At 36.1% G+C, this 25,611-nt stretch carries 22 protein-coding genes; 12 read left to right on the top strand and 10 right to left on the bottom strand.

What is annotated here, in order from left to right; all coding sequences use genetic code 11:
• Positions 1 to 61 precede the first annotated feature (61 nt).
• The 5 genes from GQR60_RS07640 (at position 62) to GQR60_RS07620 (ending at position 7,929) form a co-directional block, all read left to right on the top strand.
• Complete coding sequence (locus GQR60_RS07640; RefSeq protein ID WP_124992370.1) at positions 62 to 709, top strand: DUF5011 domain-containing protein; 648 nt, start codon at positions 62 to 64, stop codon at positions 707 to 709.
• A gap of 35 nt (positions 710 to 744) precedes the next feature.
• Positions 745 to 1,416 (top strand): lipid-binding protein, encoded by a 672-nt coding sequence (locus GQR60_RS07635; RefSeq protein ID WP_124992369.1) that lies wholly within the window; start codon positions 745 to 747, stop codon positions 1,414 to 1,416.
• A 391-nt stretch (positions 1,417 to 1,807) separates the two neighbouring features.
• Positions 1,808 to 3,652: a 2-oxoacid:acceptor oxidoreductase subunit alpha gene (locus GQR60_RS07630; protein ID WP_124992368.1), complete on the top strand. Its 1,845-nt coding sequence runs from the start codon at positions 1,808 to 1,810 to the stop codon at positions 3,650 to 3,652.
• A gap of 2 nt (positions 3,653 to 3,654) precedes the next feature.
• Positions 3,655 to 4,695: a 2-oxoacid:ferredoxin oxidoreductase subunit beta gene (locus GQR60_RS07625; protein WP_124992367.1), complete on the top strand. Its 1,041-nt coding sequence runs from the start codon at positions 3,655 to 3,657 to the stop codon at positions 4,693 to 4,695.
• A 258-nt stretch (positions 4,696 to 4,953) separates the two neighbouring features.
• On the top strand, positions 4,954 to 7,929 hold the full coding sequence (locus GQR60_RS07620) for a PEP/pyruvate-binding domain-containing protein (protein ID WP_124992366.1): 2,976 nt from the start codon (positions 4,954 to 4,956) through the stop codon (positions 7,927 to 7,929).
• A gap of 52 nt (positions 7,930 to 7,981) precedes the next feature.
• Here GQR60_RS07620 and fabD read toward each other — a convergent pair whose 3' ends face one another.
• Both fabD and folE read right to left on the bottom strand, forming a co-directional pair.
• Positions 7,982 to 8,872, bottom strand: coding sequence for an ACP S-malonyltransferase (fabD, locus tag GQR60_RS07615; protein ID WP_124992365.1), 891 nt, complete (start codon positions 8,870 to 8,872; stop codon positions 7,982 to 7,984).
• 180 nt (positions 8,873 to 9,052) lie between these two features.
• Positions 9,053 to 9,682 (bottom strand): GTP cyclohydrolase I FolE, encoded by a 630-nt coding sequence (gene folE, locus GQR60_RS07610; protein ID WP_124992364.1) that lies wholly within the window; start codon positions 9,680 to 9,682, stop codon positions 9,053 to 9,055.
• 111 nt (positions 9,683 to 9,793) lie between these two features.
• Here folE and GQR60_RS07605 point away from each other — a divergent pair, with 111 nt between their 5' ends.
• Positions 9,794 to 10,483 carry a hypothetical protein gene (locus GQR60_RS07605; protein WP_124992363.1) on the top strand — a complete coding sequence of 230 codons (690 nt, stop codon included), beginning with the start codon at positions 9,794 to 9,796 and terminating at the stop codon, positions 10,481 to 10,483.
• Here GQR60_RS07605 and GQR60_RS07600 read toward each other — a convergent pair.
• Positions 10,480 to 11,781: an MATE family efflux transporter gene (locus GQR60_RS07600; RefSeq protein WP_124992362.1), complete on the bottom strand. Its 1,302-nt coding sequence runs from the start codon at positions 11,779 to 11,781 to the stop codon at positions 10,480 to 10,482. The two genes, GQR60_RS07605 and GQR60_RS07600, sit on opposite strands and share 4 nt — an antisense overlap.
• Before the next feature lie 189 nt (positions 11,782 to 11,970).
• On the opposite strand from GQR60_RS07600, the gene GQR60_RS07595 reads away from it, so the two are divergent.
• The 4 genes from GQR60_RS07595 to GQR60_RS07580 all read left to right on the top strand — a co-directional run bounded on the left by GQR60_RS07595 (position 11,971) and on the right by GQR60_RS07580 (position 14,930).
• Positions 11,971 to 12,573 carry a superoxide dismutase gene (locus tag GQR60_RS07595; RefSeq protein ID WP_124992361.1) on the top strand — a complete coding sequence of 201 codons (603 nt, stop codon included), beginning with the start codon at positions 11,971 to 11,973 and terminating at the stop codon, positions 12,571 to 12,573.
• 131 nt (positions 12,574 to 12,704) lie between these two features.
• On the top strand, positions 12,705 to 13,289 hold the full coding sequence (locus tag GQR60_RS07590; RefSeq protein ID WP_124992360.1) for a superoxide dismutase: 585 nt from the start codon (positions 12,705 to 12,707) through the stop codon (positions 13,287 to 13,289).
• Between the two features lie 336 nt (positions 13,290 to 13,625).
• Positions 13,626 to 14,198: a nitroreductase family protein gene (locus GQR60_RS07585; RefSeq protein ID WP_124992359.1), complete on the top strand. Its 573-nt coding sequence runs from the start codon at positions 13,626 to 13,628 to the stop codon at positions 14,196 to 14,198.
• 18 nt (positions 14,199 to 14,216) lie between these two features.
• Positions 14,217 to 14,930: a peptidase associated/transthyretin-like domain-containing protein gene (locus GQR60_RS07580; protein WP_124992358.1), complete on the top strand. Its 714-nt coding sequence runs from the start codon at positions 14,217 to 14,219 to the stop codon at positions 14,928 to 14,930.
• A gap of 51 nt (positions 14,931 to 14,981) precedes the next feature.
• Here GQR60_RS07580 and GQR60_RS07575 read toward each other — a convergent pair whose 3' ends face one another.
• A complete protein-coding gene (locus tag GQR60_RS07575) occupies positions 14,982 to 15,893 on the bottom strand; it encodes a proline dehydrogenase family protein (RefSeq protein ID WP_124992357.1) in 912 nt (303 codons plus the stop codon).
• 323 nt (positions 15,894 to 16,216) lie between these two features.
• Here GQR60_RS07575 and GQR60_RS07570 point away from each other — a divergent pair, with 323 nt between their 5' ends.
• Positions 16,217 to 16,807 (top strand): OmpH family outer membrane protein, encoded by a 591-nt coding sequence (locus GQR60_RS07570; RefSeq protein ID WP_124992356.1) that lies wholly within the window; start codon positions 16,217 to 16,219, stop codon positions 16,805 to 16,807.
• A 216-nt stretch (positions 16,808 to 17,023) separates the two neighbouring features.
• Complete coding sequence (locus GQR60_RS07565; RefSeq protein WP_124992355.1) at positions 17,024 to 18,295, top strand: glycosyltransferase family 2 protein; 1,272 nt, start codon at positions 17,024 to 17,026, stop codon at positions 18,293 to 18,295.
• Positions 18,296 to 18,321: 26 nt separating this feature from the next.
• Here GQR60_RS07565 and GQR60_RS07560 read toward each other — a convergent pair whose 3' ends face one another.
• The 6 genes from GQR60_RS07560 to GQR60_RS07535 form a co-directional block, all read right to left on the bottom strand.
• A complete protein-coding gene (locus GQR60_RS07560) occupies positions 18,322 to 18,627 on the bottom strand; it encodes an FtsB family cell division protein (protein ID WP_124992354.1) in 306 nt (101 codons plus the stop codon).
• A gap of 217 nt (positions 18,628 to 18,844) precedes the next feature.
• Positions 18,845 to 20,476, bottom strand: a complete 1,632-nt coding sequence (gene pruA / locus GQR60_RS07555) for an L-glutamate gamma-semialdehyde dehydrogenase (protein ID WP_124992353.1) — start codon at positions 20,474 to 20,476, stop codon at positions 18,845 to 18,847.
• A 154-nt stretch (positions 20,477 to 20,630) separates the two neighbouring features.
• Entirely contained in the window at positions 20,631 to 22,091 is a 1,461-nt protein-coding gene (nhaC, locus tag GQR60_RS07550; RefSeq protein ID WP_124992352.1) for a Na+/H+ antiporter NhaC, read from the bottom strand.
• 520 nt (positions 22,092 to 22,611) lie between these two features.
• A complete protein-coding gene (gene bioB, locus GQR60_RS07545) occupies positions 22,612 to 23,586 on the bottom strand; it encodes a biotin synthase BioB (RefSeq protein ID WP_124992351.1) in 975 nt (324 codons plus the stop codon).
• Positions 23,587 to 23,601: 15 nt separating this feature from the next.
• The gene (locus tag GQR60_RS07540) at positions 23,602 to 23,961 is read right to left on the bottom strand and encodes a hypothetical protein (protein WP_124992350.1); all 360 of its coding nucleotides are present in this window, start codon (positions 23,959 to 23,961) and stop codon (positions 23,602 to 23,604) included.
• A gap of 161 nt (positions 23,962 to 24,122) precedes the next feature.
• Positions 24,123 to 25,412, bottom strand: coding sequence for a type IX secretion system plug protein (locus GQR60_RS07535; RefSeq protein WP_124992349.1), 1,290 nt, complete (start codon positions 25,410 to 25,412; stop codon positions 24,123 to 24,125).
• Between the last annotated feature and the right edge of the window lie 199 nt (positions 25,413 to 25,611).

The raw sequence follows: 25,611 nt of genomic DNA, 5'->3' as shown, positions 1-25,611 counted from the left end.
GGGAATGGACATTAATTAAGGATTTAAGAAATGTTCAACTTTTACAATAAAAATTTATAAAATGAAAAAAATATTATATATATCGTTGTTGGCCATCATCACTTTGTTTTCTGCGTGTGATGATAAAGAAACAGAGGATATCTCTAGAATTACATACTTTCCTGATTTTACTTTAGAAGGAGGTCAATTCTACAGACACGAAATGGGTACAGCTTATACTGAGCCTGGAGTAGTTGCCATGGAAGGCGAAAATGAACTTACTGTTACAACGACTGGCGAAGTTGATTCTAACGTCCCTGGTTTATACGAAATTGTTTACAGTGCTACAAATGTAGATGGTTTTATTGGAACTATTTCTAGATATGTTATTGTAACTGATGAAATAGATGATTCAGCGGTTAACTTATCAGGTGAATATGAACTTGTGAATAGTTCGTTGGTGATTTTTTCTGTACCTGTTAAGAAAAAGGACGCAGGTTACTATAATATGGGTAGTCTTTATGGTTATGAAGAAACTTATGGCGCTCAATACACAATGCCAATCAGATTTGTTTATGTACGGGCTGGGGAGATTGCTTTAGTTCCTTTGGTTGATATCTTCGGTTATCACCTTACAGCTACAGGAACAGTTTCTGTTGATAACGTTATTAAATTCAATATAAGTAGAGATGGAACTCCTTGGAGTTCTAGAACTTGGAAGAAATTGTAATTCTTTCTAATATTTAACTTAAATTAAATAAACAAATGAAAAATATATTTTTGTATTTAATAGGTGCATGTATCTCTCTTTCTTTGGTATCCTGCGATGATACCGCGCTTGATGATTGGGATAGTGCAGTACTGGATTATTCCGGAAGCTACCTTTATCAAGTATCAGAACCAGATGGTACTCTTGTTGCTGATTACGACAACGAGCAAAAATTGGAATTTTACAACACATCCGCTGATGTAGCCAACGAACTTTGGATTGACGATCATGACAAAGTTTTTGAATTGAGAAGTAAATTCTTTTTCGATGGTGATGCAGGTAGTTTTAAATCTAAGTCTATTGCTTTTGCAGATTTAACTAATAATGAAAAGGCAATAGTTGTTCCAGATAATAAACCTCTTAAATTAGATACTTTAACAGTTGTACCTCGTGATTATATTAGAGCTGCAATTGTTGAGGGAAAGATTATTAAGAATGGTGCCACAACACTTGGTAAGAATATCACTGACAGTTTGTATATGAGTATTGTATTGTATAGTGGGAATGTTACTTTTAAAAGTGAAGAGGTTCCTGTAGAGTACAGATCTAATCCAGACAAAGAGGAATTCAAATGGGTTCTTGATGCTGTAGCCTATGATGCTACAAAGGACGAATCTTATCTTATTTCAGGTCACCGCTATACTGGTTTCACTGAAGATGATTATTAGTACATAATTCTAAATATCTTAAAGGTGTCTCATTAATTTGAGACACCTTTTTTTCTTTAAATCACTTTTTGTTGAGATGACTTTTCGCAAAGATTATCAACTCTCCCAGTTCTCTTCAAAAATTACCATTTTCCTTTCTTTCTTTTCTCTTATTAAGACTTAATCAACTCTTAATCAACCTTATTTTTAACTTGATGTAGTTTGTAACTTTTTATAACACAAACGTTTGCAAAAAATCAATAATTTTTTTTGTCTTTACTTGTCTAAAAACTGGGAAACGCTACCTTTACCATGCTATATAACATTATTATAGCATTGCGTTATATAGATGAAAAATCAAAATCAACAAACAAAACAAAGGAATTAATTTCAAGCTTAATTCAAAACAGTCATGAGTCAAAAGACAAAAGTCATTGAAAAGGAAGAAGTTGTCATAAGATTCTCCGGCGATTCCGGAGATGGGATGCAGCTAACAGGAACGCAATTTTCGGATACTTCCGCATTGTTTGGGAATGATGTTGCTACTTTTCCTGATTATCCAGCTGAGATCAGGGCTCCACAGGGAACGGTAGGTGGAGTATCAGGTTTTCAACTGCATTTCGGACAGATGGAGGTAAATACTCCCGGCGATTTTGCAGATGTACTGGTAGCAATGAATCCGGCAGCATTAAAAGCAAATTTGAAATGGGTTAAACCTAGTGGGACTATCATTGTAAATGAAGATAGTTTTACGGATAAGAACCTTGAAAAAGCTGGCTATGATTCTAATCCATTAGATGATGAGAATCTTTCCGATTACAATCTGATTAAAGCAAGAGTAACTTCTCTGACGAAAGAATGTTTGAAGGATACTGAACTGGATCAGAAAAGTATCCTTAGGAGTAAAAACATGTTTACTTTGGGAATGGTTTATTGGATGTTCGATCGTCCATTGGAGCATACAGAAGAGTTTATTGAGAATAAATTCAAAAAGTATCCTTTGGTTGTTGAGGGAAACAAGATGGTGTTGCGGGCCGGCTATAATTTTGCAAAAACAATTGAAGCTTTGCCATATAATTTTAGTGTGGCTCCTGCAAAAATTAAGAAAGGAACCTACCGTAATGTTACAGGAAATAAAGCTACAGCCTGGGGATTAATTGCAGTGGCCGAAAAAGCGGGTTTGGAATTGTTTTGCGGATCGTATCCAATTACACCTGCAACCGAGATTTTTCAGGAACTTGCGGCTCGTAAGGATCTTGGTGTAAAAACATTTCAGGCAGAAGATGAGATTGCAGGAATCTGCACATCAATTGGAGCAAGTTTTGCTGGGAATTTTGCTGTAACAACAACGTCAGGACCAGGCTTGGCTCTTAAAACAGAAGCTGCAGGTTTGGCTGTAATGACGGAACTACCTTTGGTAATTGTGAATGTTCAACGTGGTGGGCCATCAACTGGTCTTCCAACTAAAACAGAACAATCAGATTTAATGCAGGCAATTCACGGACGCAGTGGAGAATGTCCTATGCCGGTAATTGCGGCAAGTACACCTTCAAATTGTTTTGAATACGCCTATAGCGCAGGTAAAATTGCTTTAGAGCATATGACCCCTGTTATCTTGCTTACGGATGGTTTTATTGCTAATGGAGCAGAACCTTGGCGAATTCCTAAAATGGCCGATTTATCACCTATAGAGGTGCCATTTGCTAAGGAGGGAGATAACTATCAACCATATGCCAGAGATACTGAGAAACTGGCTAGAAAGTGGGCTGTTCCCGGCACAAAAGGTTTGGAACATCGAATAGGAGGTTTGGAAAAGATGGATATTACGGGTACCGTGTCGTATGTGCCGGAAAATCATCAGGTAATGACAGATATTCGATCGGAAAGAATTAGACGGGTTGCTAATTTCATTCCTGATGTTCCTGTAAAGGGAAATGATGACGCTGAAGTTTTGGTTATAGGTTGGGGTGGTACTTATGGTCACTTAACAACAGCGGTTCGTGAACTTCAGGCTGAAGGAAAAAGTATTGCTTTGGCACATTTTCACTATATTTTTCCGTTGCCAAAGAATACAAAAGAGGTTTTAAAACGTCATAAAAAGGTAATTGTCTGTGAGTTGAATGAAGGACAATTTGCTGAGTATTTACGGGCTGGTTTCCAGGATATTAAATTCAATCAATATAATAAATTACAAGGATTGCCTTTTACTGTGTTGGAATTAAAAGAGAGGTTTAACCAATTATTGGAGGAGAAATAGTCATGACAGATACAATTCTTAAATCGCATAGTCCTGTTAATCTGACTCCAAAAGATTTTAAAAGTGATCAGGAAGTAAGATGGTGTCCCGGGTGTGGAGACCATGGAGTATTGAATTCGGTTCAAAAGGCAATGGCTGCAATGAACATTCCAAAGGAAAAATTTGCAGTTATCTCGGGGATTGGATGTTCTTCCCGTTTTCCGTATTATATGAATACCTATGGTTTTCATACAATTCACGGAAGAGCAGCTGCGGTTGCTTCGGGGGTGAAATCGGCGAATCCTGATCTTGAAATAATACAAGTCTCTGGAGATGGGGATGCGTTAGCAATTGGAGGTAACCATTTTATCCATGCTATTCGTCGTAATATTGACATGACAATTATTCTTTTTAATAATGAGATTTACGGTCTTACAAAGGGTCAATATTCGCCAACTTCGAAACAGGGAATGGTCACCAAGACCTCTCCGTTTGGAACAATTGAGCAACCATTTCATCCTGCTGAATTAGCTTTGGGTGCTCAATCTAAGTTTTATGCAAGATCTATTGACACCAATATTAAACTGACCACAGAATTGCTTTTGGCTGGATCAAAACACAAAGGAACATCTATTATTGAAGTTCTTCAAAATTGTGTGATTTATAATGATGGGGCACATACTCTGATCACTGATAAGGAAACGAAGGATGATTTCCAATTGATTTTGCATCACGGAGAGAGAATGATTTTCGGAAAGAATAGAAACAAAGGATTAGTTTTAGGAGGTAATGGTAAACTAATTGTTGTTACAATTGGTGAATTTGGTATTACTGAGCAGGATATTTTAGTTCACGATGCCCATAACCCTGATCCTCATATGGCTTGGCTATTGTCAAATATGTCAGCTCCTGAGTATCCTGTTGCACTTGGTGTAATAAGAGATGTTGCCGCGCTTTCTTATGAAGAAAAAATGGTGAAGCAAATTAAAGATGTACAAGCTGTATCATCAATTAAGTGTATGGATGATCTGCTTAATAGCGGTGATACCTGGGAAGTTAAATAATAAGATTGAAATATTTAATTCATCAATACCTAAAAAGAGGAAACCATAAGTTTCCTCTTTGTTTTTTTATCCCTGATTTTTATTATTTTCGGCACCATTTTTTAGGGAATAATGAATACTAAAAGATATTTTTCCTTTTCATTAATTGATTTTAAATGAAATCAGTACTTGTTGGTAAAAGGTTGATATCAAACCAGAAATTTATATTATTTTGTATTTCTGAATACAAGACAACAAAAAACATAAATAGCAATTGACATGGAAGAAGTTTCGATTTCCAAGATATACAAACGGAAAAAGAGTGATAGAGATATTTTTCAGGAATTGATGCCTTTTAAAGTGAAAGAAATTCTTCTTATCGCGACTTATTACGATGCTTATACTATTGTAAGGGAAGGACAGTTTTCTGATAAAATTGTTGGGGAATATTTACAGTTAAATTTATATGCGGCACCACGTTTTACCAGTGTAGCCACTAATGATGAAGCCTTGGATGCTTTAAAAAACAGAAATTACGATGTGGTCATCTTAATGGCTGGTTTGGATAAACAATCCCCTTTGGAATTAAGTCAGGAAATAAAAAGGGTTCAGCCCGAGATTCCTGTTTTGGTTTTGGTAAATAACAATAGCGACCTGGCTTATTTTGACAGAGCTGCAGATAAGATTAAGAATAATATTGATCGGGTTTTTGTTTGGAATGGTTCCACCAAAATTTTTATGGCCATGACCAAGTATATTGAGGATAGAATGAATCTGGAACCCGATACAAAAAGTGGAGATGTAAGAGTCATTTTGTTAGTTGAAGATTCCGTAAAGTATTATTCCAGATATCTGCCGTTGTTGTATACATCAGTAATGACTCAAACCCAAAAAGTGATTTCGGATGAAGGGGATATTGACGAAATGCATAAGATTTTGAAAATGCGGGCCAGACCTAAAGTCATTTTGGTGAGCACTTATGAAGATGCAGTTGAAGTTGTCGATAATTATTTGGAAAACTTACTTTGTGTAATTTCTGATGTTCGTTTTGCACGGGATGGTAAATTGGATGATGATTCAGGTGTAGATCTGATTAAATACGTGCAGGAAAAGAACATGAAAATTCCATGTTTAATGCAATCGCATGATACCGATAATGCAATTCGTGCAATGCAGGTTGAAGCCGATTTTATTAACAAGAACAGTGATACTTTGGCTTTGGATATCTATAACTTCATCTACACGAAACTGGGCTTTGGTGATTTTGTATTCAGAAACCAAAGTGGAACTAAGGTTGCAATAGCGAAGTCCCTTGAAGAGTTTGAGGAAAAATTGAAATATGTTCCGGATGAATCACTTCTTTTTCATTCGAAAAGAAATGGAATTTCGACATGGTTAATGGCCAGAGGTGAAATTAATATTGCTAAAAAGTTAAGAAGATATCAGATAGAGGATTTTAAATCAGTAAAAGATTTACGTAAATTTTGTTTGGATGTATTTGAAGCCTCACGTATAAAACAGTTGCGGGGCAGGATTATTAAATTCAGGCCTAATATTGTTAATTCGAATCATTATGTGGTTCGTTTGGGACGTGGATCTTTAGGAGGAAAAGGGCGCGGACTGGCTTTCCTGAGTAACTTTATAGAAAATATTTACTTCGCAAAGTTGATTAAGGATATTAATATTTCGATTCCTAAAACAGCTGTTATTGGTGTTGATGAATACGATAATTTTATTGAGAAGAATAATCTTTACAATAAGATTTATCTGGATAAGAACTATAAAAAGGTACGTGATTTATTTGCGAAAAGTGAGTTGTCTGATAAATTAAGAGAAAGACTTCTGGATTATCTTGAGGAAATGACTTGCCCATTAGCTGTGCGTTCATCAGGTTTGTTTGAGGATTCTTTAATGCAGCCATTTGCAGGGGTTTATGCGACTTATTTGCTTCCAAATAATCATCCGGATATTGGGGAGCGGTTTCGTCAATTGGTAACCGCAATCAAGCTTATTTATGCTTCTATTTTTTCACCCGAAGCTCAATCCTATTTTAGTGCGGTTGACTATAAAATTGAAGAGGAGAAAATGGCTGTAATTATTCAGGAAGTGGTTGGGCAGGAAAACAACGGCAGATATTATCCAAATATCAGTGGTGTAGCACAATCTTACAACTACTATCCTTTTTCTTACATGAAACCTGAGGACGGTTTTGCTGTGATAGCTGTTGGACTGGGTAAATATGTTGTGGGAGGGGAAAAAACACATCGTTTTTGCCCGGAACACCCAAAATTGCAATTGGCATCAATTGAAGATCAGATGAAAGATTCGCAGAAGTATTTTTATGCGATCAATATGGAAAAGAAAGATGTTAATCTTTTAAAGGATGGAGAAGATGCTGTTACGATTAAATATGAACTTTCGGATGCCGAAAAGGATGGGAATTTACTGCATTGTGCTTCAGTTTACGATTACCAGAATGACAGATTGGAACCGGATTTAAATTTGCGGGGCCCGAGGGTGGTAAACTTTGCAAATATTCTGAAATACAATCAAGTTCCTGTTGCTCATGCTTTGAGTGTACTTCTGAATATTTTTAAACAAGCAATGGGAGCTCCTGTTGAAATTGAGTTTGCCGTTGATCTTTCAAAAGGGAAAAATGATTTGCCTACTTTCCAGCTCCTGCAGATTAAACCTCTGATTCGTCAGGAGATGAGTATTGATATAGATATGACTAAGGTTGATAAGGACAAGCTTGTGTTATTGGCAAGTAAAGGTATGGGTAACGGAAAAATAGACCATGTTCGTGATGTAATTTACATGGATATTGAGAAATTTGATCGGACCAAAACTGAAGAAATGGCTCTTGAAATTGAGAAATTGAACCAGAAAATGAGAGAGCAGGATCGTCAATATGTGTTGATTGGTCCCGGCCGCTGGGGTACAAGAGATAAGTTTACCGGTATCCCTGTACTTTGGTCTCAAATATCCAATGCAAAGGTAATTGTAGAGCAAGGTTTGGAAGATTTTCCTTTAGATGCTTCCTTGGGGTCTCATTTCTTTCACAATGTAACTTCTATGAATGTTGGATATTTCTCGGTGAGAAGCAACACTGAACAAAGTTTTGTGAATACTGAAATTCTTGACAAGCAAAAACTCGAAGAGCAGATTCATTATTTTAAACATGTTCGGTTTAAAGAACCGCTGGATATTTTAATGGATGGTAAAAAACAAACCAGTGTTATAAGTTATAAATAGCAAAAAGCCGTTTCAAAAAGTTTTGAAACGGCTTTTTTTATTAGTTGTAATTTTATCCTTGAAAAGAGTCTACTCCTGCAGTTTCCATTTTACGGTCAACTTTTTTCACCAATCCCTGAATTACTTTTCCAGGACCAACCTCAGTGAACAATGTTGCACCATCAGCAATCATATTAACCATGGTTTGTGTGAAACGTACCGGAGCAGTTAGCTGCGAAACCAAATTTTTCTTGATCTCATCAGGATTGGATATTGGCATGGCATTCACGTTTTGATATACAGGACAAATTGGAGTTGAGAAAGTTGTGTTCTCAATGGCTTCTTCCAACTCTACGCGTGCAGGCTCCATAAGTGGAGAGTGAAATGCACCGCCAACTTTTAAAGGAAGAGCTCTTTTTGCGCCAGCTTCCAATAATTTTTCACATGCAATTTCGATTCCTTTCATACTGCCTGAAATAACCAATTGACCCGGACAGTTGAAATTAGCTGGAACTACAATTTCGTTAATTTCCTCACATATTTTCACTACAGTTTCATCATCTAATCCAATGATTGCAGCCATAGTAGAAGGCTCAGTTTCGCAAGCTTTTTGCATTGCTGAAGCACGTTTAGAAACCAATTTAAGACCATCTTCGAAAGATAATGATCCGTTAGCAACCAAAGCCGAAAATTCTCCTAAAGAGTGACCTGCTACCATTTCTGGTTTAAAATCATCGCCAAGAGTTTTGGCTAAGATTACCGAGTGCAAGAAAATTGCTGGTTGTGTAACATTTGTTTGTCTTAAATCTTCATCAGTACCCTCAAACATTAGGTCAGTAATTCTAAAACCTAAAATATCGTTGGCTTTTTCAAAAAGCTCTTTAGCAAGGTCTGAATTTTCGTACAGGTCTTTTCCCATACCAACAAATTGGGCTCCTTGCCCTGGAAATACATATGCTTTCATATTCTTCTTCAATTAATAAATTTCAATTCATTCGTATTTTTTTAATAGCAATGAATTGATTATCATGGTAAGATTTAAAAATATTCCGGGCACAAAGATATCTATTCAATTTACAATGTGCAATTTTCATAAGTACAATGTAAATTGGTAATTCTTTGATTCCTATGAACAATTAACTAATTAGTAGTTTGATTTGTTAGCAATTAAACGAATAAACTCTTCTCTTGTAGCTACTTTTTCAAAAGCACCGGTAAAATCAGAGGTCGTAGTAATTGCATTTTGTTTTTGAACTCCACGCATCGACATGCACATGTGCTGAGCTTCGATAACTACAGCAACACCTAGTGGATTCAGGGTGTTTTGTATGCAGTCTTTAATTTGAGTGGTTAAACGTTCCTGAACTTGTAAACGGCGGGCAAAAGCATCTACAACCCGGGCAATTTTACTTAATCCGGTAATGGTACCATTGGGAATGTAAGCAACATGTGCTCTGCCCACAAATGGCAGCATATGATGCTCACACATTGAATAAACTTCAATATCCTTAACAATTACCATTTGACGATAGTCTTCCTGAAACATGGCAGATCTTAATATATCTTCAGGATTATTGTGATATCCCTGCGTTAAAAATTGCATTGCTTTGGCAACCCGTAAGGGTGTTTTTAAAAGACCTTCGCGTTCGGCATCTTCTCCTAATAATTCAAGTACTTTTTTATAGTGAAACATTAACTGTTCAGTAGTATCCTGATTGTATTTTTCTATTTTTGTAAAACCTTTATTAGTGTCTCCGTTGGTTGAAAATTCCATCTGTATTTAGTGTTTTAATTTAAGTCACATTTTTGACTTGCAAAATAAGTATAAATTTCACCTATATAACAAACTTTTCGAAGCTTTTGTTTAGGCTAAGTTCTTGCATCAATGGAGATTTTGATAATTGCTGGCGCATTTTCGGCCATGCAAAATTTTATTAGTCAACTGGTTTTGGTTGAAAATTTAGGGAAAAACTATGCTCGTTTTAAGTATCAGGATAAAGATCTGGATATACTTATTTCGGGTACGGGAGGGAGTGTTACCTCCTATTATTTGTGTAAAGCTTTAAATTTAAAGAAATATGATGTTGTAATTCATTTGGGAAGGTGTTTTTCATTAAAAGATCAACTTGAATCAGGTATTGTAATTAATTTGATTGAAGATTACTTTGGTGATTTAGGTTTTGAAACTGATAAAGAGTTTTCTTCTGTATTTGATTTGGGGATACGGAATAAGAATGAATACCCGTTTACAAACGAAATTCTTGAAAACAATCTGCTGTTGCCTGATTTTCAGATTGAATACCGAAAAGTAAGTGGTATCAGTTGTAATTCAATACCAAATAGTTTGTTTTCAATATCGCGTATGTATCAAAAAAATCAGCCCGATGTAATGAGTCGGGATGGAGCGAGTGTATTGTATGTTTGTTTGGAAGAGAAAGTGAAATTAATTCAGCTTTTTTACGTGGTTGACCGGCTTGAAAATGCAAGTAAAAAATATAAAATAGAGGCTGATGAAGTTTCAAAATTAACGGAAGCTTTGCAGGTAACTTTAGCTGAGGTATTAGGTGTGAATTAATTAAATTTCAGAAGGATTGCTTTTTTGTAATAGAGTGTTTGAAATATTCCCCGGGCCATCATAAATCCAAGCATGGCAATCCATAATCCATGATTTTGAAAACTTTCACTCAGAAAATAGTAACAAGGTATAAATACAAGTAGAGTTGAGGCCATCATTGTTTTTCTCATATACTTAGAGGCTGTGGCACCAATAAAAATTCCATCGAGCAGAAAAGATCCGAAGCTTAATATTGGTAATAATACAACCCATTTTATGTAGGCTTGTGCTTCTAATATTGTCGATTTATTATTTGTTAATGCAGATAATATCCAATTGCTGCTTGTAGCATAAAAAAATGTGAAGGCCAGGCTGATTCCAATTCCCCAAATAAAAAGAAGACGAATTACACTTCTCAATCCGGTTTGATTTTTAGCTCCAATAAATTTTCCCACTAATGCCTCAGCTGCAAAGGCAAAGCCATCCATAAAGTAGGAAAAGATGAATAAAAATTGAAGCAGTAGTGAATTTACTGCCAATATGTTCTTGTTGGTACTTGCCGATTCTGTTGTAAAAAATGTGAAAACGAATATAATGCAGAGTGTTCGAATGAAAATGTCTTTATTAATGGCAATGAAGTTCTTCAATTCTTTTATTTTCATCATTCCTAGAATGCTCCAGTAACGAAACAGCCGGCGGTAAAAACGAAAGATAAAAAACAAAGCCAGAAATAAACCGCAATATTGGGCAATAACAGTTCCTAATGCAACTCCCCGGGCATCTAAATTCATTCCGTAAACAAAGAATGACGACAAAGCAATATTGATAACATTACTGATAATGGCAATCACCATTGGAATTTTAGAATTCTGCATTCCAATAAACCATCCTGTTAAGGCGTACAAACCAATAGTTGCCGGAGCGGCCCAAACTCTAACGTAATAGTATGATTTTGCGATTGTTTCAACCGATTCTTCCGAGTCAATTACATAAAAACTTAAATCGGCAATTGGTTTTTGGAGAATTAATATGAAAATACTGCCAATTAATGCTACAAGAAGAGCTCTTGATAAGGATAGAATAGTTTCACTTAGATTTCTTGCACCATATGCTTGTGCTGTAATTCCTGAAGTTCCCATTCGTAAAAAAGCAAATCCCCAATAAAGAAAATTAAATATGGTTCCACCAAGGGCTATTGCACCAATGAAATCGACTTTTCCCAAATGTCCCATTAGGGCCAGGTCAACAATGCCAAGCAGAGGAATGGTAATATTACTGACAATATTTGGAAGCGCTATTTTTAGAATCCGTTTGTTCACGAAAGAATTTTGAGAATAGTTAAAGACACGAAAGTAACTAAAAATCTTTTATCTGACAGGCTTTGGTGAGTGTTGAAAATAAAAAGACAAAAAAGTCTTTAATTTATTTGGATCTAATCCAGATAAAAATTAGCTTTGTTTTAGTGTTAAAAAAACAGATAGTAATTACAATTAAAATAAATACAAAATATGGCATTTGAATTACCAAAGTTACCATATGCTTACGATGCTCTTGAGCCACATATTGATACAAGAACAATGGAGATCCATCATTCGAAACATCATGCAGGATATACAAATAACTTGAATGCTGCTATTGCGGGAACAGATATCGAAGAGCAAAGTATAGAGAATATATTAGCGAACATTTCAAAGCAAGCAGTTGCTGTACGAAATAATGGAGGCGGGTTTTTTAACCACGATTTATTTTGGCAGGTAATGTCTCCTAAGGGAGGAGGAAAACCTTCAGGTTCATTATTAGCTGCAATTGAAAAAGATTTTGGATCGTTTGATTCGTTTAAAGAAGAATTTTCCAAAGCTGCTGCTACTCGTTTTGGTTCAGGTTGGGCTTGGTTGGTGAAACAATCTAACGGCAAACTTGTTGTGAGTTCAACTCCGAACCAAGATAATCCACTAATGGATTTAGCAGAAGTAAAAGGAACTCCAATTTTAGGATTGGATGTTTGGGAACACGCATATTATCTGAAGTTTCAGAATAAACGACCTGATTATATTTCGGAGTTCTGGAATGTAATTAATTGGGAGGAAGTGGCTAAACGCTTTCAGGATTAGTTTTGTTTATTGTTTTTTTGATTTTGGGACCGGCTTTCTTTTGAAAGCCGGTCTTTTAGTTTAGTATTGTTAATTATTGGTTTTGTGAAGAATTATTGTGAAATTGTATACTAAATTAAAAAAACGAAATTATGATACACGAACTGCCCGAATTACCTTATGCTTTAAATGAGCTTGAACCTTCAATTAGTCAAAAAACATTAGAGTTTCATTACGGAAAGCATCATCAGGCCTATGTTACCAATTTGAATAATTTAATTAAAGGAACTGCTTTTGAAAAAGCTGGTTTGGAAGAAATTGTTCGGCATTCCGAAGGTGGAATTTTTAATAATGGAGCACAGGTGTACAACCACACCTTTTACTTTATGGCCTTAAGTCCAAATGGAGGAGGAGAACCTAAAGGTGCACTTGCTAATGCGATTACCGAGACTTTTGGATCGTTTGCTGCATTTAAAGAAGAATTTTCGAAAGCCGGAGCAACTTTGTTTGGCTCGGGTTGGGTGTGGTTGGTTGCAGATTCTCATAATAAGCTTAGAATTATGAAGAAAAACAATGCAGGCAACCCTATTACCGATGGAATGACCCCGATATTAACAATGGATGTTTGGGAACATGCTTATTATTTGGATACACAAAATGCACGTCCGAAATACATTGAGAACTTCTGGAATTTGGTAAATTGGAAAGTAATTGAAGAACGATATGATGAATTGTAAAGAAAGTGAAGAATAATATAAAGCGGTGATATACTGAGTAGTTATCACCGCTTTTTATATTGCAGTAATTTGACCTTTCTGTCGAATGTTATGTCGGCAATGCTTCCAACAAGTATGTACTAAAATCTTCAGGAGAAATTTTCTTCCTTTTCATTATTAGGTAGTTGCCTGTTAAATTAATTTTGTTTTAAAAATTATGTAGTTTTGAGTATTCGCTTACATCCTAAAATGATTTGAGTTTTCCTTGATCGATAGGGAAAATTCTCTTAATTTAAGGAACAGGGAAGTTATTAATTGACGAATAAAAATCAACTGAATCATAGTTACAATTATCAAATGTTAAAAGAACTTATTTTACGAAACAGAAGTTACCGACGGTTTTATGAGGAAGAGAAAATATCTTTAGAAAATATTCGGCATTGGATTGATCTGGCACGGATGGGTGCATCTGGGCGAAACGGACAAACACTTAAATATCAGATTGTACTGAGTGATGAGAAACGAAACCAGGTGTTTGATACTTTAGCATGGGCTGGTTACCTGTCAGATTGGGATGGACCTGTTGAAGGAGAGAGGCCAACCGCTTATGTAATCATGCTGAATGATGAAGAGTTAGGAAAGAATTATTTTAGCGATGATGGAATTGCAGTTCAGAACTTACTGCTTGGAGCTGTAGAGATGGGGTTTGGCGGTTGTATCATTCGTGCTTTTAAAGAAAAGGAATTGCGGAAAGTGCTGCAGGTTCCTTCGAATTATAAAATTATACAAGTAGTTGCTTTAGGGAAACCTAAGGAGGTGGTTGTGATTGATGAGATGAAGAATGAAGATATAAAATATTGGCGGGATGAAAATCAGGTTCATCATGTTCCAAAGCGAAAATTAGAGGATCTGATAATAGGAAACCTATAGTAAGTAAAAATTTTAGAGATGAAAAAAACGTGTGTTAGTTGTTTGGTAGTGCTTCTGTTACTGCTTATAATAGAAAATGTAAGTGCTCAGAAAGTTAGAACTGATTCAATCTTTTTTACCGGTGCTGTATTGGATCAGGAAGAATTATCACCTTTGCCTTATTCTCATTTTCGGGTAAATGATAAAAGAGCGGGAACTACCAATTCTTTTGGAAGGTTTTCGTTTTGGGTGAACTCCGGCGACACCATTCAATATACCTATGTAGGGTATCATGATGTAAAGATTATTGTGAGTGACAGCTTAAAACAGAATGCTTACTTGTTTGGCGTGTTTATGGCAAAGGATACAATAGCTTTGCAGGAAGTTCTTATTTTGCCACGATTTGGTGATTTTAGAGAAGCATTTATCAATGCAAAGGTAAATACTCCGGAATATGTTCGGGCTAAAAACAATATCAATTCAGCAACCTATGAAGCTCTTACCAAACAACCGGAAAAAATGGACGCAAAGGCGAATACGGACATGTTGGTAAAACATCATGTTATTATGAATGAGCACCATGTTATGGTGCCTCCGGATATGATGGTTGGTGTTAGTGTCGCAAGAACTTTGCCTGAGGTGCAGCGGATGAAGAGAAAAAGAGAATTGAAGATTCCCGATAACTTAATAACAGATAAGGAGATAACAACCTTAAAGCAAATGTATAAGTACGGTGTAAAGAAAAAAGAATAAAAAAAAGCGGTGATATTTCACCGCTTTTTTATTGCCAAAACCAGAGTGTTATTACCCTCTGTTAAATAAAGCTTTTATAATTAGCATAGCCATTTTAGGATTTTCCTTCAATCTTCTGGTAGAATATCCAAACCAATCTTTTCCGAAAGGAACGTAGACTCTCATGCTGTGACCTTTGTCTATAATCATTTTTCTAAGTTCAGGAGTAACTCCATAAAGCATTTGGAATTCATATTTGTCCTTAGGAACATTGTATTTTTTTATTAATTCAAAAGCGGGTTCAACAACATTCTTATCGTGAGTAGCAATTCCAGGATAAACATCGTTTTGGAACATGAATTCCAACCCCTTAATAAAGTTTTCATTTACCTTTTCGTACTTTTTGTAGGCTATTTCTTCCGGCTCAACATAAATTCCTTTGCAAAGACGATAATTCAATTTTGAACTGCCGTTTTGCATGTCCATCATATTACTTAAATCATCTAAAGTTCTTTTTAGATAAGCTTGAACTACTAAGCCAACATTGTTCGGGAATTCTGCTTTTAATCTTCTGAAAAGTTTAATTTCTCTATCTACACAGAGAGAATCTTCCATATCTACACGAACAAAGTTGTCATATTCTGCGGCTTTAGCCACAACAGTTCGGATGTTTTGATAGCAAACCTCTTCATCAATCAGCAAACCAAAAAAGGTAGGTTTCACCGAATAGTTGCCATCAATTTTATTTTCCTGAAAAACCTCAATGATATTAAGGTAAGCCTCTTTGTTTTCAGTTGCCTGACTTAAATCTTCTATAAATTCACCCAAAAGGTCTACAGTAACTTTAATACCTTCTTTATTCAGTTCTTTTGAAGCTTTAATTGCTTCTTCGATGGTTTCGCCGGCAATGTATCTTTTAGAAAAGATCCAAACCAGCTTTTTAGGCATATATGGCAGGGTAGCTGCGATTAATTTATTAAACATTGGGATGGTTTTTAAATTGTTTATTCGGGTTAATTTATGGGATCAATGTAAATAGTATTCCAAAATAAAAGAATGATGTTTATCAGCAATTATTATTTCAATATTTTAAGTTTGTCAAGGATTCCCGAATGTGAATTTTGATGTCACAGTATTTTTTAGTCTCCTTTTTAAGCTTATATTTGTTAGGCAAAATCAAAAAAAAATAAATACTACCGACAATGACTTTTGTATTTCAGATGCTCATAAAGATGAAATCTTTATTCTGATTCCAAAATTTCAACTGATCGGAAAATAATCTTGAATAATTAAATCTTAAAATACCTATGAAAAATTTATCTATTGTTTTAAATGCGGTACTAATTGTAGCAGTTGGTATTCTTTATGTACTTCATTTTTCTAATTCGTCAGCAGATTCTAAAAAAGTAAAATCGGTGGCAGGTGAAGGTGCAGTTGTTTATATTAACACCGATTCATTGCTAACTAATTATAATTTTTCCCGTGATTTGAATGAAAAATTTCTTAAAAAGCAGGAAGATTCAAGAACTGATTTTAACTTCAAGGCTCAGAAATTGGAGAAAGAAGCAGGTGAGTTTCAACGTAAAGTTCAAAATGGTGGATTCCTAAGCCGCGAGAGAGCTGAAGAAGCTCAGCGTGTATTGATTGGAAAACAACAGAATTTACAGCAATTGGATCGTGAGCTTTCAAACCAATTAATGGGTGAACAACAGGCAAACAGCAAAAGATTATTCGATAGTGTTACCAACTATTTGAAAGAATACAATGCTGCTCATAATTACAGCTTAATTTTAAGTACAACAAAAGGAGGAAATGTTCTTCTTTCTCAGGATGGATTAGATATTACAGCGGAAATAATTACTGGTTTAAACAGCAGATACACACCTGCAGCTAAGTAAATTTCAACAACAAAATATTTTAAGGGCAGATCAGCTATGCAAGCTATCTGCCCTTTTTTATATCTTTGTTTTTTAAATCTGAGATGTCAGAAATGAGATTATAGATTAAAAGAGAATACTTGAATTTAAAATTATTATTTATTGAGGTATGGACATTAAAAGTGAAGGGAGAAGTCTCAAATCTAAATGCTCAGATCTCAAATCTGAAATAAGAATATGGCTTTCGCTGATAAATATCTGAAAAAACAACGTCTGTATCCCGATTATATTAAAGATATAGCTTCGGAACAACTAAATATTATTGTTACTATTCCGTGCTTTAATGAGCCTGATTTGATTCCAGGTTTAGAGGCTTTGTGGAATTGCGAACGTCCGGATTGCAATGCAGAAGTAATCGTAATTGTGAATTCAGGAGAGTTGGCCGGCAAAGAAATACTTGCACAAAATGAGAAAACCATTGCTGATGCAACGAACTGGATGGCTGATCATCAGGATGAGAAGTTGAAATTCTATTTAATTCATCAGCCAAATTTGCCTAAGAAATTTGCAGGAGTTGGTTTGGCGCGAAAAATTGCGATGGATGAGGCGGTAAGCCGTTTCAATAAAATTGACAAACCAAATGGAATTATTACTGGTTTTGATGCCGATTCGGGATGTGATGCCAATTATTTTGTTGAGATTGAGAAGATGTTCAAAAAGCATCCAAAGGCGAATGGAGCTAACATATTTTACGAGCATCCTTTGGAGGGAACAGAATTCGATCAGCCAATTTATGATGCCATTGCTCAGTACGAACTTTACCTGCGGTATTATATGTTGGCCATGCGGTATGCCGGTCATCCGCACGCCTTTCATACGGTAGGTTCCAGTTTTGCTGTTACGGCGAAAGCTTATATCATGCAAGGTGGAATGAATCGCCGGCAAGCGGGTGAAGATTTTTATTTTCTGCAGAAAATTATTGCTTTGGGTAAGTTCTATGAGATTAAAACCACCAGAGTTATTCCTTCACCAAGAGAGTCAGATCGGGTTCCATTTGGAACAGGTAAAGCAATTTCCACCTTTATGGAAAAAGGAATTATCGATTACAAAACCTACAATTACTCTGCTTTTAAGGATGTGAAAAAGTTCTTCGATCGTGCCGATGAATTTTTTGGAGTGGATTACGATACTTATTTAAACAAATTGATTGTTGATCTTCCCGGTTCCGTACGTTCCTATTTAAAAGAGGATAATTTCTTTGAAGCATTAGAGGAAATTAACCGAAACTGTTCCAGTGTCGAATCATTTCGAAAGAAATTCTTTGGAGCTTTTAATGCTTTTAAAGTACTGAAATACCTGAATAATGTTCACGAACAATTTATTGATGAGGAGAGCATTGTTGTTTGTGCCAAACAACTACTCATCGATCTTGGTATCGAAACCAAAGGGATTTATTCTGCAAAGGAGTTGCTGGAGATTTATAGGGAGTACGAAAAAAACCATGAATAATAGAAAAGACGTTGCCTGCAACGTCTTTATTCTTCTATCATTATAAATATATCTTCGCCTTTTTTCTTCATTAAATATTGTTCGCGGGCGAATTTTTCAAGATTTTTACGATTGGTTTTCAGCTCGTGAATCCGATTCTTGTCTGTTTCAATTTTCTCAATAAAGTAAGCCTTTTCTTTTTCAAGAGATTCAATAGTATCTTCATTTCCTATTCGTTCCCAAACAGAGTGTTGGTCGAAAAAGAAAAGCCAAAAATAAAAGATCAGAAAAGTGATTACGTATTTGTTACGTACAATTCTGAGAATTATAATTTGTGCTTTCTTCTGATTCATTTTGTTTCTATTTGCATGCTAAATTACAAAGAATATGTGAAAGTCTGAAAGTAGGAGGGGTGAAATGTAAAAGAGTAAGAAGTTTGATTCGATGAAAGCTAAGTAAATGAAAAACGACCGAAGAGAACTCCGGTCGTTTTACTCAATTCAATTTTGGTATCAAAAGATTGATTTTCTTATTCTCAAATCTCACATTTGATATATCAGATCTTTAAGATTAATCCTCTAAAAAGTTAGGATACATATAATCTGTAGCTGAAACAAATGTTTCTTTAATTGTACGTGGAGAAACCCAACGCAATAGGTTGATCATAGAACCCGCTTTATCGTTGGTTCCGGATCCTCTGCCACCGCCAAATGGTTGTTGTCCTACAACAGCACCTGTTGGTTTGTCGTTAATATAGAAGTTACCTGCTGTGTGAGTCAAACGTTTCACTAGTTTTTCAATAGCGTAACGACAATCAGCAAAGATAGCACCGGTAAGGGCATACATTGAACCTTTATCAAGGATATCCAAAGTCTCATCTACCTTGTCATCTTCGTATACAAAAATGGTAAGGATAGGGCCAAACAGCTCTTCTTCCATAGTTATATAATCGTGTTTTAAAGCTCTGATAATAGTTGGAGCAATAAAATAACCTACCGACTTGTCGTAAGTACCACCTGCCACGATTTCTGCATCAGGAGAAGCTTTTGCTGCATCGATAGCTGAAGATAATTTGTTGAAAGAAGTTTCGTCAATTACTGCATTCACAAAATTGGTGAAGTCTTCAGTTCCACCCATTTTAATTTTTTTCAAATCTTCTTTTACAAACGCCATTACTTCCTCATACTTGCTTGCAGGAATGTAAGCGCGGGATGCAGCAGAACATTTTTGTCCTTGATATTCGAATGCTCCACGGGTGATTGCAGTCGCTACTTCTTTAGCAGGAGCACTTGGGTGCATGAAAATATAATCTTTACCACCGGTTTCACCTACGATACGTGGATAAGACTTGAATTTATGGATGTTTTCACCAATATTTTTCCAAATGTCCTGGAATACTCCAGTCGATCCTGTAAAGTGAATACCGGCAAAATCAGGAGAACTGAATAGTACTTCAGAAGCAGCAGGACCTGATACATATACCAAGTTGATAACACCGGCAGGAACACCCGCTTTCATAAATATTTCCATTAAAACCTGAGCTGAATAAACAGCAGTTTTAGATGGTTTCCAAACAATACAGTTACCCATCATAGCAGGAGCTGTTGGCAGGTTACCGGCAATAGCTGTAAAGTTGAAAGGAGTAAGTGCAAATACAAATCCTTCCAGCGGACGTTGCTCTACGCGATTCCAAATTCCTTTTGAAGATATCGGTTGTTGTTTGTAAATATCAGTCATGTACTGAACGTTGAAACGAAGGAAATCAGCAATTTCGCAAGCAGAATCAATCTCAGCCTGAAATGCATTTTTCGATTGTCCCAACATAGTAGCAGCATTTAATTTCTGACGGTAAGGACCCGAAATTAACTCAGCCGCTTTTAAGAAAATAGAAGCGCGATGCTCCCAGGCCATAGCTTCCCAAGCTGGTTTTGCAGCTAAAGCAGCATCAATAGCCATTTGGATATGCTTTTTCTCACCTTGGTGATAATGCCCCAACACATGCTGATGATCATGAGGAGGAGTCATTGCAAATAAATTGCCCGTACGAACCTCTTCACCACCAATGTACATAGGCACATCGATCACTTCGGAACGCATTTTTTTAATTGTAGCTTGTAATTCAGCTCTTTCTGGAGATCCAGGAGCGTAGGATAAAATTGGCTCGTTAGTTACGGCAGGAACGTTGTATATACCTTTGGGCATAATGATGTGGTTTTAAGGGTTATTTATTATTTTCTTTCTTTGCAAATTTAAAGAAAACACAAAGCATCAGTAATGAGTATTGTCATACTTTTAAAAAAGAAAAGAAACTTTTTTGGGGTAAGAATTTCACAAGTTTTTAAAGCTGTGATTAAATTTATATTTGTGCTGATTCTACAGCAGGATCAGTTGTTTTTCTAATCTTAATATTTAGGTAAGCAACAGCAATGGTCATTATAGGACTAATGATGTTGAAAAAACAAAAAGGGGCGAAGGCAACAGTAGCTACACCCAATGCACCAGCCTGTGCTGCACCGCAGGTATTCCATGGAACTAACACAGAGGTAACAGTTCCTGCATCTTCAAGAGTTCGGCTCAAAACTTCAGGTTTTAAATGCTGATCTTTGTACGATTCCGAAAACATTCTTCCCGTAACTACAATAGAAATGTATTGATCCGAAGCAGTCAGGTTCAGAAATCCACAACTGGCCACTGTAGTTGTTACCAGCGATCCGGTGGAACTAACTGCTTTCAGCATGGTTGCTGTGATTTTGTGCAATATGCCTGCTGTTTCCAGAACACCGCTAAAAACCATAGCGGTTAAAATCAGCCAAATGGTATTGAGCATACCGGCCATTCCACCTGTCGATAATAAATCCTGAATATTTTTATTTTGAACAGGAATACTAACATCCGTAAAGATGGATTGCATTACCGTATGATAACAAGCTTGTATATAGGAGCCGCTTCCCGAAATTTGCTGAATAATCTGTGGCTGAAAAATGATGGCAAATACGCCTCCTATTAATGTGCCGGCAAAAATTGCAGGCAGGGCAGGCACTTTTTTGCTGATAATCACAAAGAGCAATATAGGAACCAAAAACAGCCATGGTGTAATAGTGAATGTTTCTTTAATTGCAATCTGAACCTCACGAATGCTTTCCGGATTAATCTCTCCTTGCTTATTAAAACCAATGGCCAGAAAAATCAAAAGAGTAATAAGGATGGAAGGTATAGTTGTATACATCATGTAACGGATGTGCACAAACAAATCAACTTCAGCCATTGCCGAAGCCAGATTGGTTGTATCCGATAAAGGGGAAATTTTATCGCCAAAATAAGCTCCGGAAATAATTGCCCCGGCTACAATGGCGTTATTGTATTCCATTGCATTGCCAACACCCAAAAGTGCAACTCCAATGGTTGCAATGGTCGACCATGAACTTCCGGTTACGACCGAAACGATGGCACAAATTACTACTGAGAGCATTAAAAACAATTTCGGATTTAAGAATTCCAATCCATAGTAGATCATTGCAGGCACCACACCACTTATCATCCATGTGCCGGCTAAAGAACCAATTAACAGCAATATCAACATCGAAGGCATTGCGGTACTAATGCTTTCTACAATTCCTTTCTGAAGATCATCCCAGTTTTTTCCATGCCGGAGAGCAATTAATCCTCCTATAGCCGCAGCAATTAAAAGTGAAAACTGATTGGCTCCTTCAATAGCTCCATCTCCAAAAACAATTGCATTTACACTTAGCAGAATAATTAGCAGAATAATAGGAATAAGGGATTCCCAAAGGGATATGGTTTTGTTTTTTGTGTTCATTTTGTGGTTTAGGGTCGGTTAATATAGGGGGTGAACTTACGAAAAAACAATTGGAAAAGAAATGGCACGTATAATTATTGCTTTCGTATCATGCAGGTTTGATTGTTAAATGAAGATTGGGAATTGCGAAAGCGAAAAAAAATGATCCAAAATAAATACCAGCCAGTGCAGGATATAGATTTTTTACTCCGCAGTACAGAAAAATACCAAAAAGCTAAGGAAAATATCACATGAGTTCGGGAAAATTACTCAAGAGTAGGGAAATGCAGTAAAAAGCGCAGGAAAATAACTCAAGAGAAGTCAAAAATTGCTCAGGAGTGAAATAAATTGATGGAAAGCTGGGGAAACTGCTGAAAGATGACAGAAAGTCACTGAAAAGTGAAATAAATGGATGAAAAGCTGGGGGAATTGCTAAAAAGTGACGGAAAGGCAGAAAAAGTAAATGAAAAATTATCTCCTAAGAATGAAAAAAGGGACATGCTTCAAGCACATCCCTTATAATTGTAATGTATAGGTATTTCTATTCTTCCAAAGTAGTCAGCTCCTGATAACGGGTTGGTATCATTCCAATGGTATCCAGTAAATGCTGATCTTCATTCACAGTCATGTTTTTTACGGTAAGCAATTTATCTCCGAAAAAGATGGAGTTTGCTCCGGCAAGGAAACAAAGCGCTTGCCCTTCCTGACTGTAATGGGTCCGGCCTGCAGCAAAAGCAATTACTGCTTTTGGCATCAGAATACGGGCAGTTGCAACGGCACGTACCATTTCAAAAATACCGATGGTTTCTTTTCCGAAAAACGGAGTTCCCTCAACCGGCACCAATGAATTCAACGGTACGTTGTAAGGGTGATTTTCCTGATTGGATAGCGTGCGAAGCATTTCAATTCTATCTTCGTCGGTTTCGCCCATCCCTAAAATACCTCCCGAGCAGTAAGAGATACCTGCTTCCTGCAAATTGGCAAGAGTTTCAAGTCTTTCACTGTATGTACGTGTGGTGGTGATGTTAGGGTAGTGACGCTCCGAAGTATCAATGTTGTGATTTACGGCAGTAATTCCCAAATCAGCTAATTTTGCAGCCTTTTCTTTGTTGATCATTCCCATGGTGCAACAAACCTCCAGTCCAAGCTTTTTTACTTCGGTAATCATCTCAGCCATTTCGTTGAAACGGTCATCACGATTCCCATCTCTGCCGGCAGAACTCAGGCAAACACGTTTTACACCATTCTCTTTGGCAATTTTGGCTTCTTCCAAAACCTGCTCCAAGCTTAATTTTACTGGTTTTACATGTGTGTTGTAACGGGCAGATTGGGCACAATATCTGCAATCTTGTGAACATGCTCCGGTACGAACCGAAATTAAGGTGTTCATGTTCATTTTTGTAGAATCGTGGTACTTGCGGTGAAGGTTGGCTGCTTTGTTCACCAAATCCAGTAATGGCAGGTCGTAAATTTCTTTAACTTCTTCGTGTGTCCAGTTGTTTCTGATATCACTCATAACTTAGGTTCTTTTTTAGTTTCTAAAATTGCGGGAATAGGAATTAGTAGAAAGAACCTTTTTCGTTTGTTGATGAGGTTCAGTCTGACTGGTTTTGGTTGTGCTCTGGTTTTGCAGTACCATAACTTGCATGAGTTCGAAGCGCAAGGCTTCCAATTCATCAGTCTCATTCTTATCCCTGCTGTTTAATGGTACATAGCAAAATCCGGAAAAGCCGCACTCAGTTGATGGAACCAGTAAATTATAACTGGTGTTGATACAGGAAATTGTAATTTCCTTGTTCATGCTGGCAAAAGCCGCATAGCCTTTTCGGCTCCATCGTCTGAATACCTGCGAGTCCGATTTGTATCGACCTTTGTTAAAAACAGGATTCATATTTATATTTTTTATTTATTAAAGAGAAAACAAGATAGTTATTCTCTCTATTTCGGAGTCAAAAGTATTCTTTTTTTTTAAGATCGAAATGCTTTTACAACATAAACAGATCTGTGGGGTAGGTAGATTGCATGCAATGTCTTGCGCCTTATATTTATGGTTTAAAATTTGGCAGTTGAATTAAGCGTCTTGTAACCAATCAGCATATCGTAATTCAGGGCGATATCATGGTAGTAAACGTAAATCATGTAGTTATTTTCGGTTTCCCAATGCGAGCCTTCAATATACGTAAGGTCAGGTGTCTTTTTTCCATTTTCGAGTAAGGCGTATTGATAATTGTAGTATCCTTGTTTTAAGAAAATTGTTTTGCGGTAGCTGCCGGTATCAAAATCGTATTCCATTTTGTTTTTATCAGAACAAGTCCAATTACAGAAGCCGCCGTACACATAAAGGTCTCCATGTTTAATTTCATTATCGAACGGCAAGCAAAATGTGACATTGCAATAGTCTGCTTCGGTAGATGGTTCGTCTCTTTCCTGAACATCAATTAAAAACCGGCCATTTAAATCCTGTTCGTAAATGTACTGTTTAAAATGACGGTTGTTTCCAGCTGTCAACAGAACATTTGTTTGTTCATTCTCTTTGGTGATTTCTTTAATATAGCGGGTTTGGTACCTCAGACTTTTCAAATCAAAATTTCGAAATTCGTTGCCTCCCGGAAAAACATTTTCCATTTCGTAATCAAAAACCAATTCATTTTTACGGATAAAAAGAGGTTTTAGGTTTTTCTCACTTCCATCTAATCTTCCGTTTTGAGTTAGCACAACTTGTAAATCAGCATGTGGATTATCAATATTGAAATTTGGATGAAGAATACTAAAATCGACCTCCTGATGTGTTTCTCTTAAATCAATTGCAATTGGATGTTTTACATCTCCTTTAATTTCAACTTTCGAATTCAAAAGCATAAACCGTTGCCGGATAATTACTTTTTCAGGATCGAAATCTTCATAGATTTCAAGGATGTAATTGCCTGATAGTTTTAATTGTATCTCGTTGTTGGGGATTTTCAGGGAATAATGAATAAAACCAACATTGGTAGTAAAGGAATGTTCGTAATCTTGAATCTGGTTTTGGGTAAAACCATCAATAAAATCGAATTCACTTAAGCCGGAATTGTGCCAATCAGATGTGCAATGGATAATTTTGTAGGAGTAATCCTGAATATTTTCTGTAATGTCATCAAAAGAAAAAAGGAGTTGATTATCTCCATTAAGTTCTATAATTGGTTCTGTTAGTTCCCAGTTAACCGGATGCATCAGAACAGTATGGATGCTTTTTTTTAGTATTTCATTGAAATAAACGGTCTCAGATTCAGAATTGTATGCAAACAATCCCTTTGGAAGGATAAGAAATATAATGCTTATGTAAACAACTAGATTTTTATGCATTTGAATATGTATATATGCTGGTTAAAAATAGAACAAATGACTTCAAAAATACAAAATTGCTTTATATATTTGTGTTCGAAAATTTTACGACTCCTTAAAAATGATGCGCATAGCGTTCAATAACATATCGCGTATCAGTGTAAAGATTGTGAATTAGAGATTAAATTAGTTATTTTTGATGCAAATTAATAAATTCAAA

This window comes from Labilibaculum euxinicum, assembly GCF_009795715.1.
Classification (GTDB): domain Bacteria; phylum Bacteroidota; class Bacteroidia; order Bacteroidales; family Marinifilaceae; genus Labilibaculum; species Labilibaculum euxinus.
This window is presented reverse-complemented; position numbering and strand designations above follow the sequence as displayed.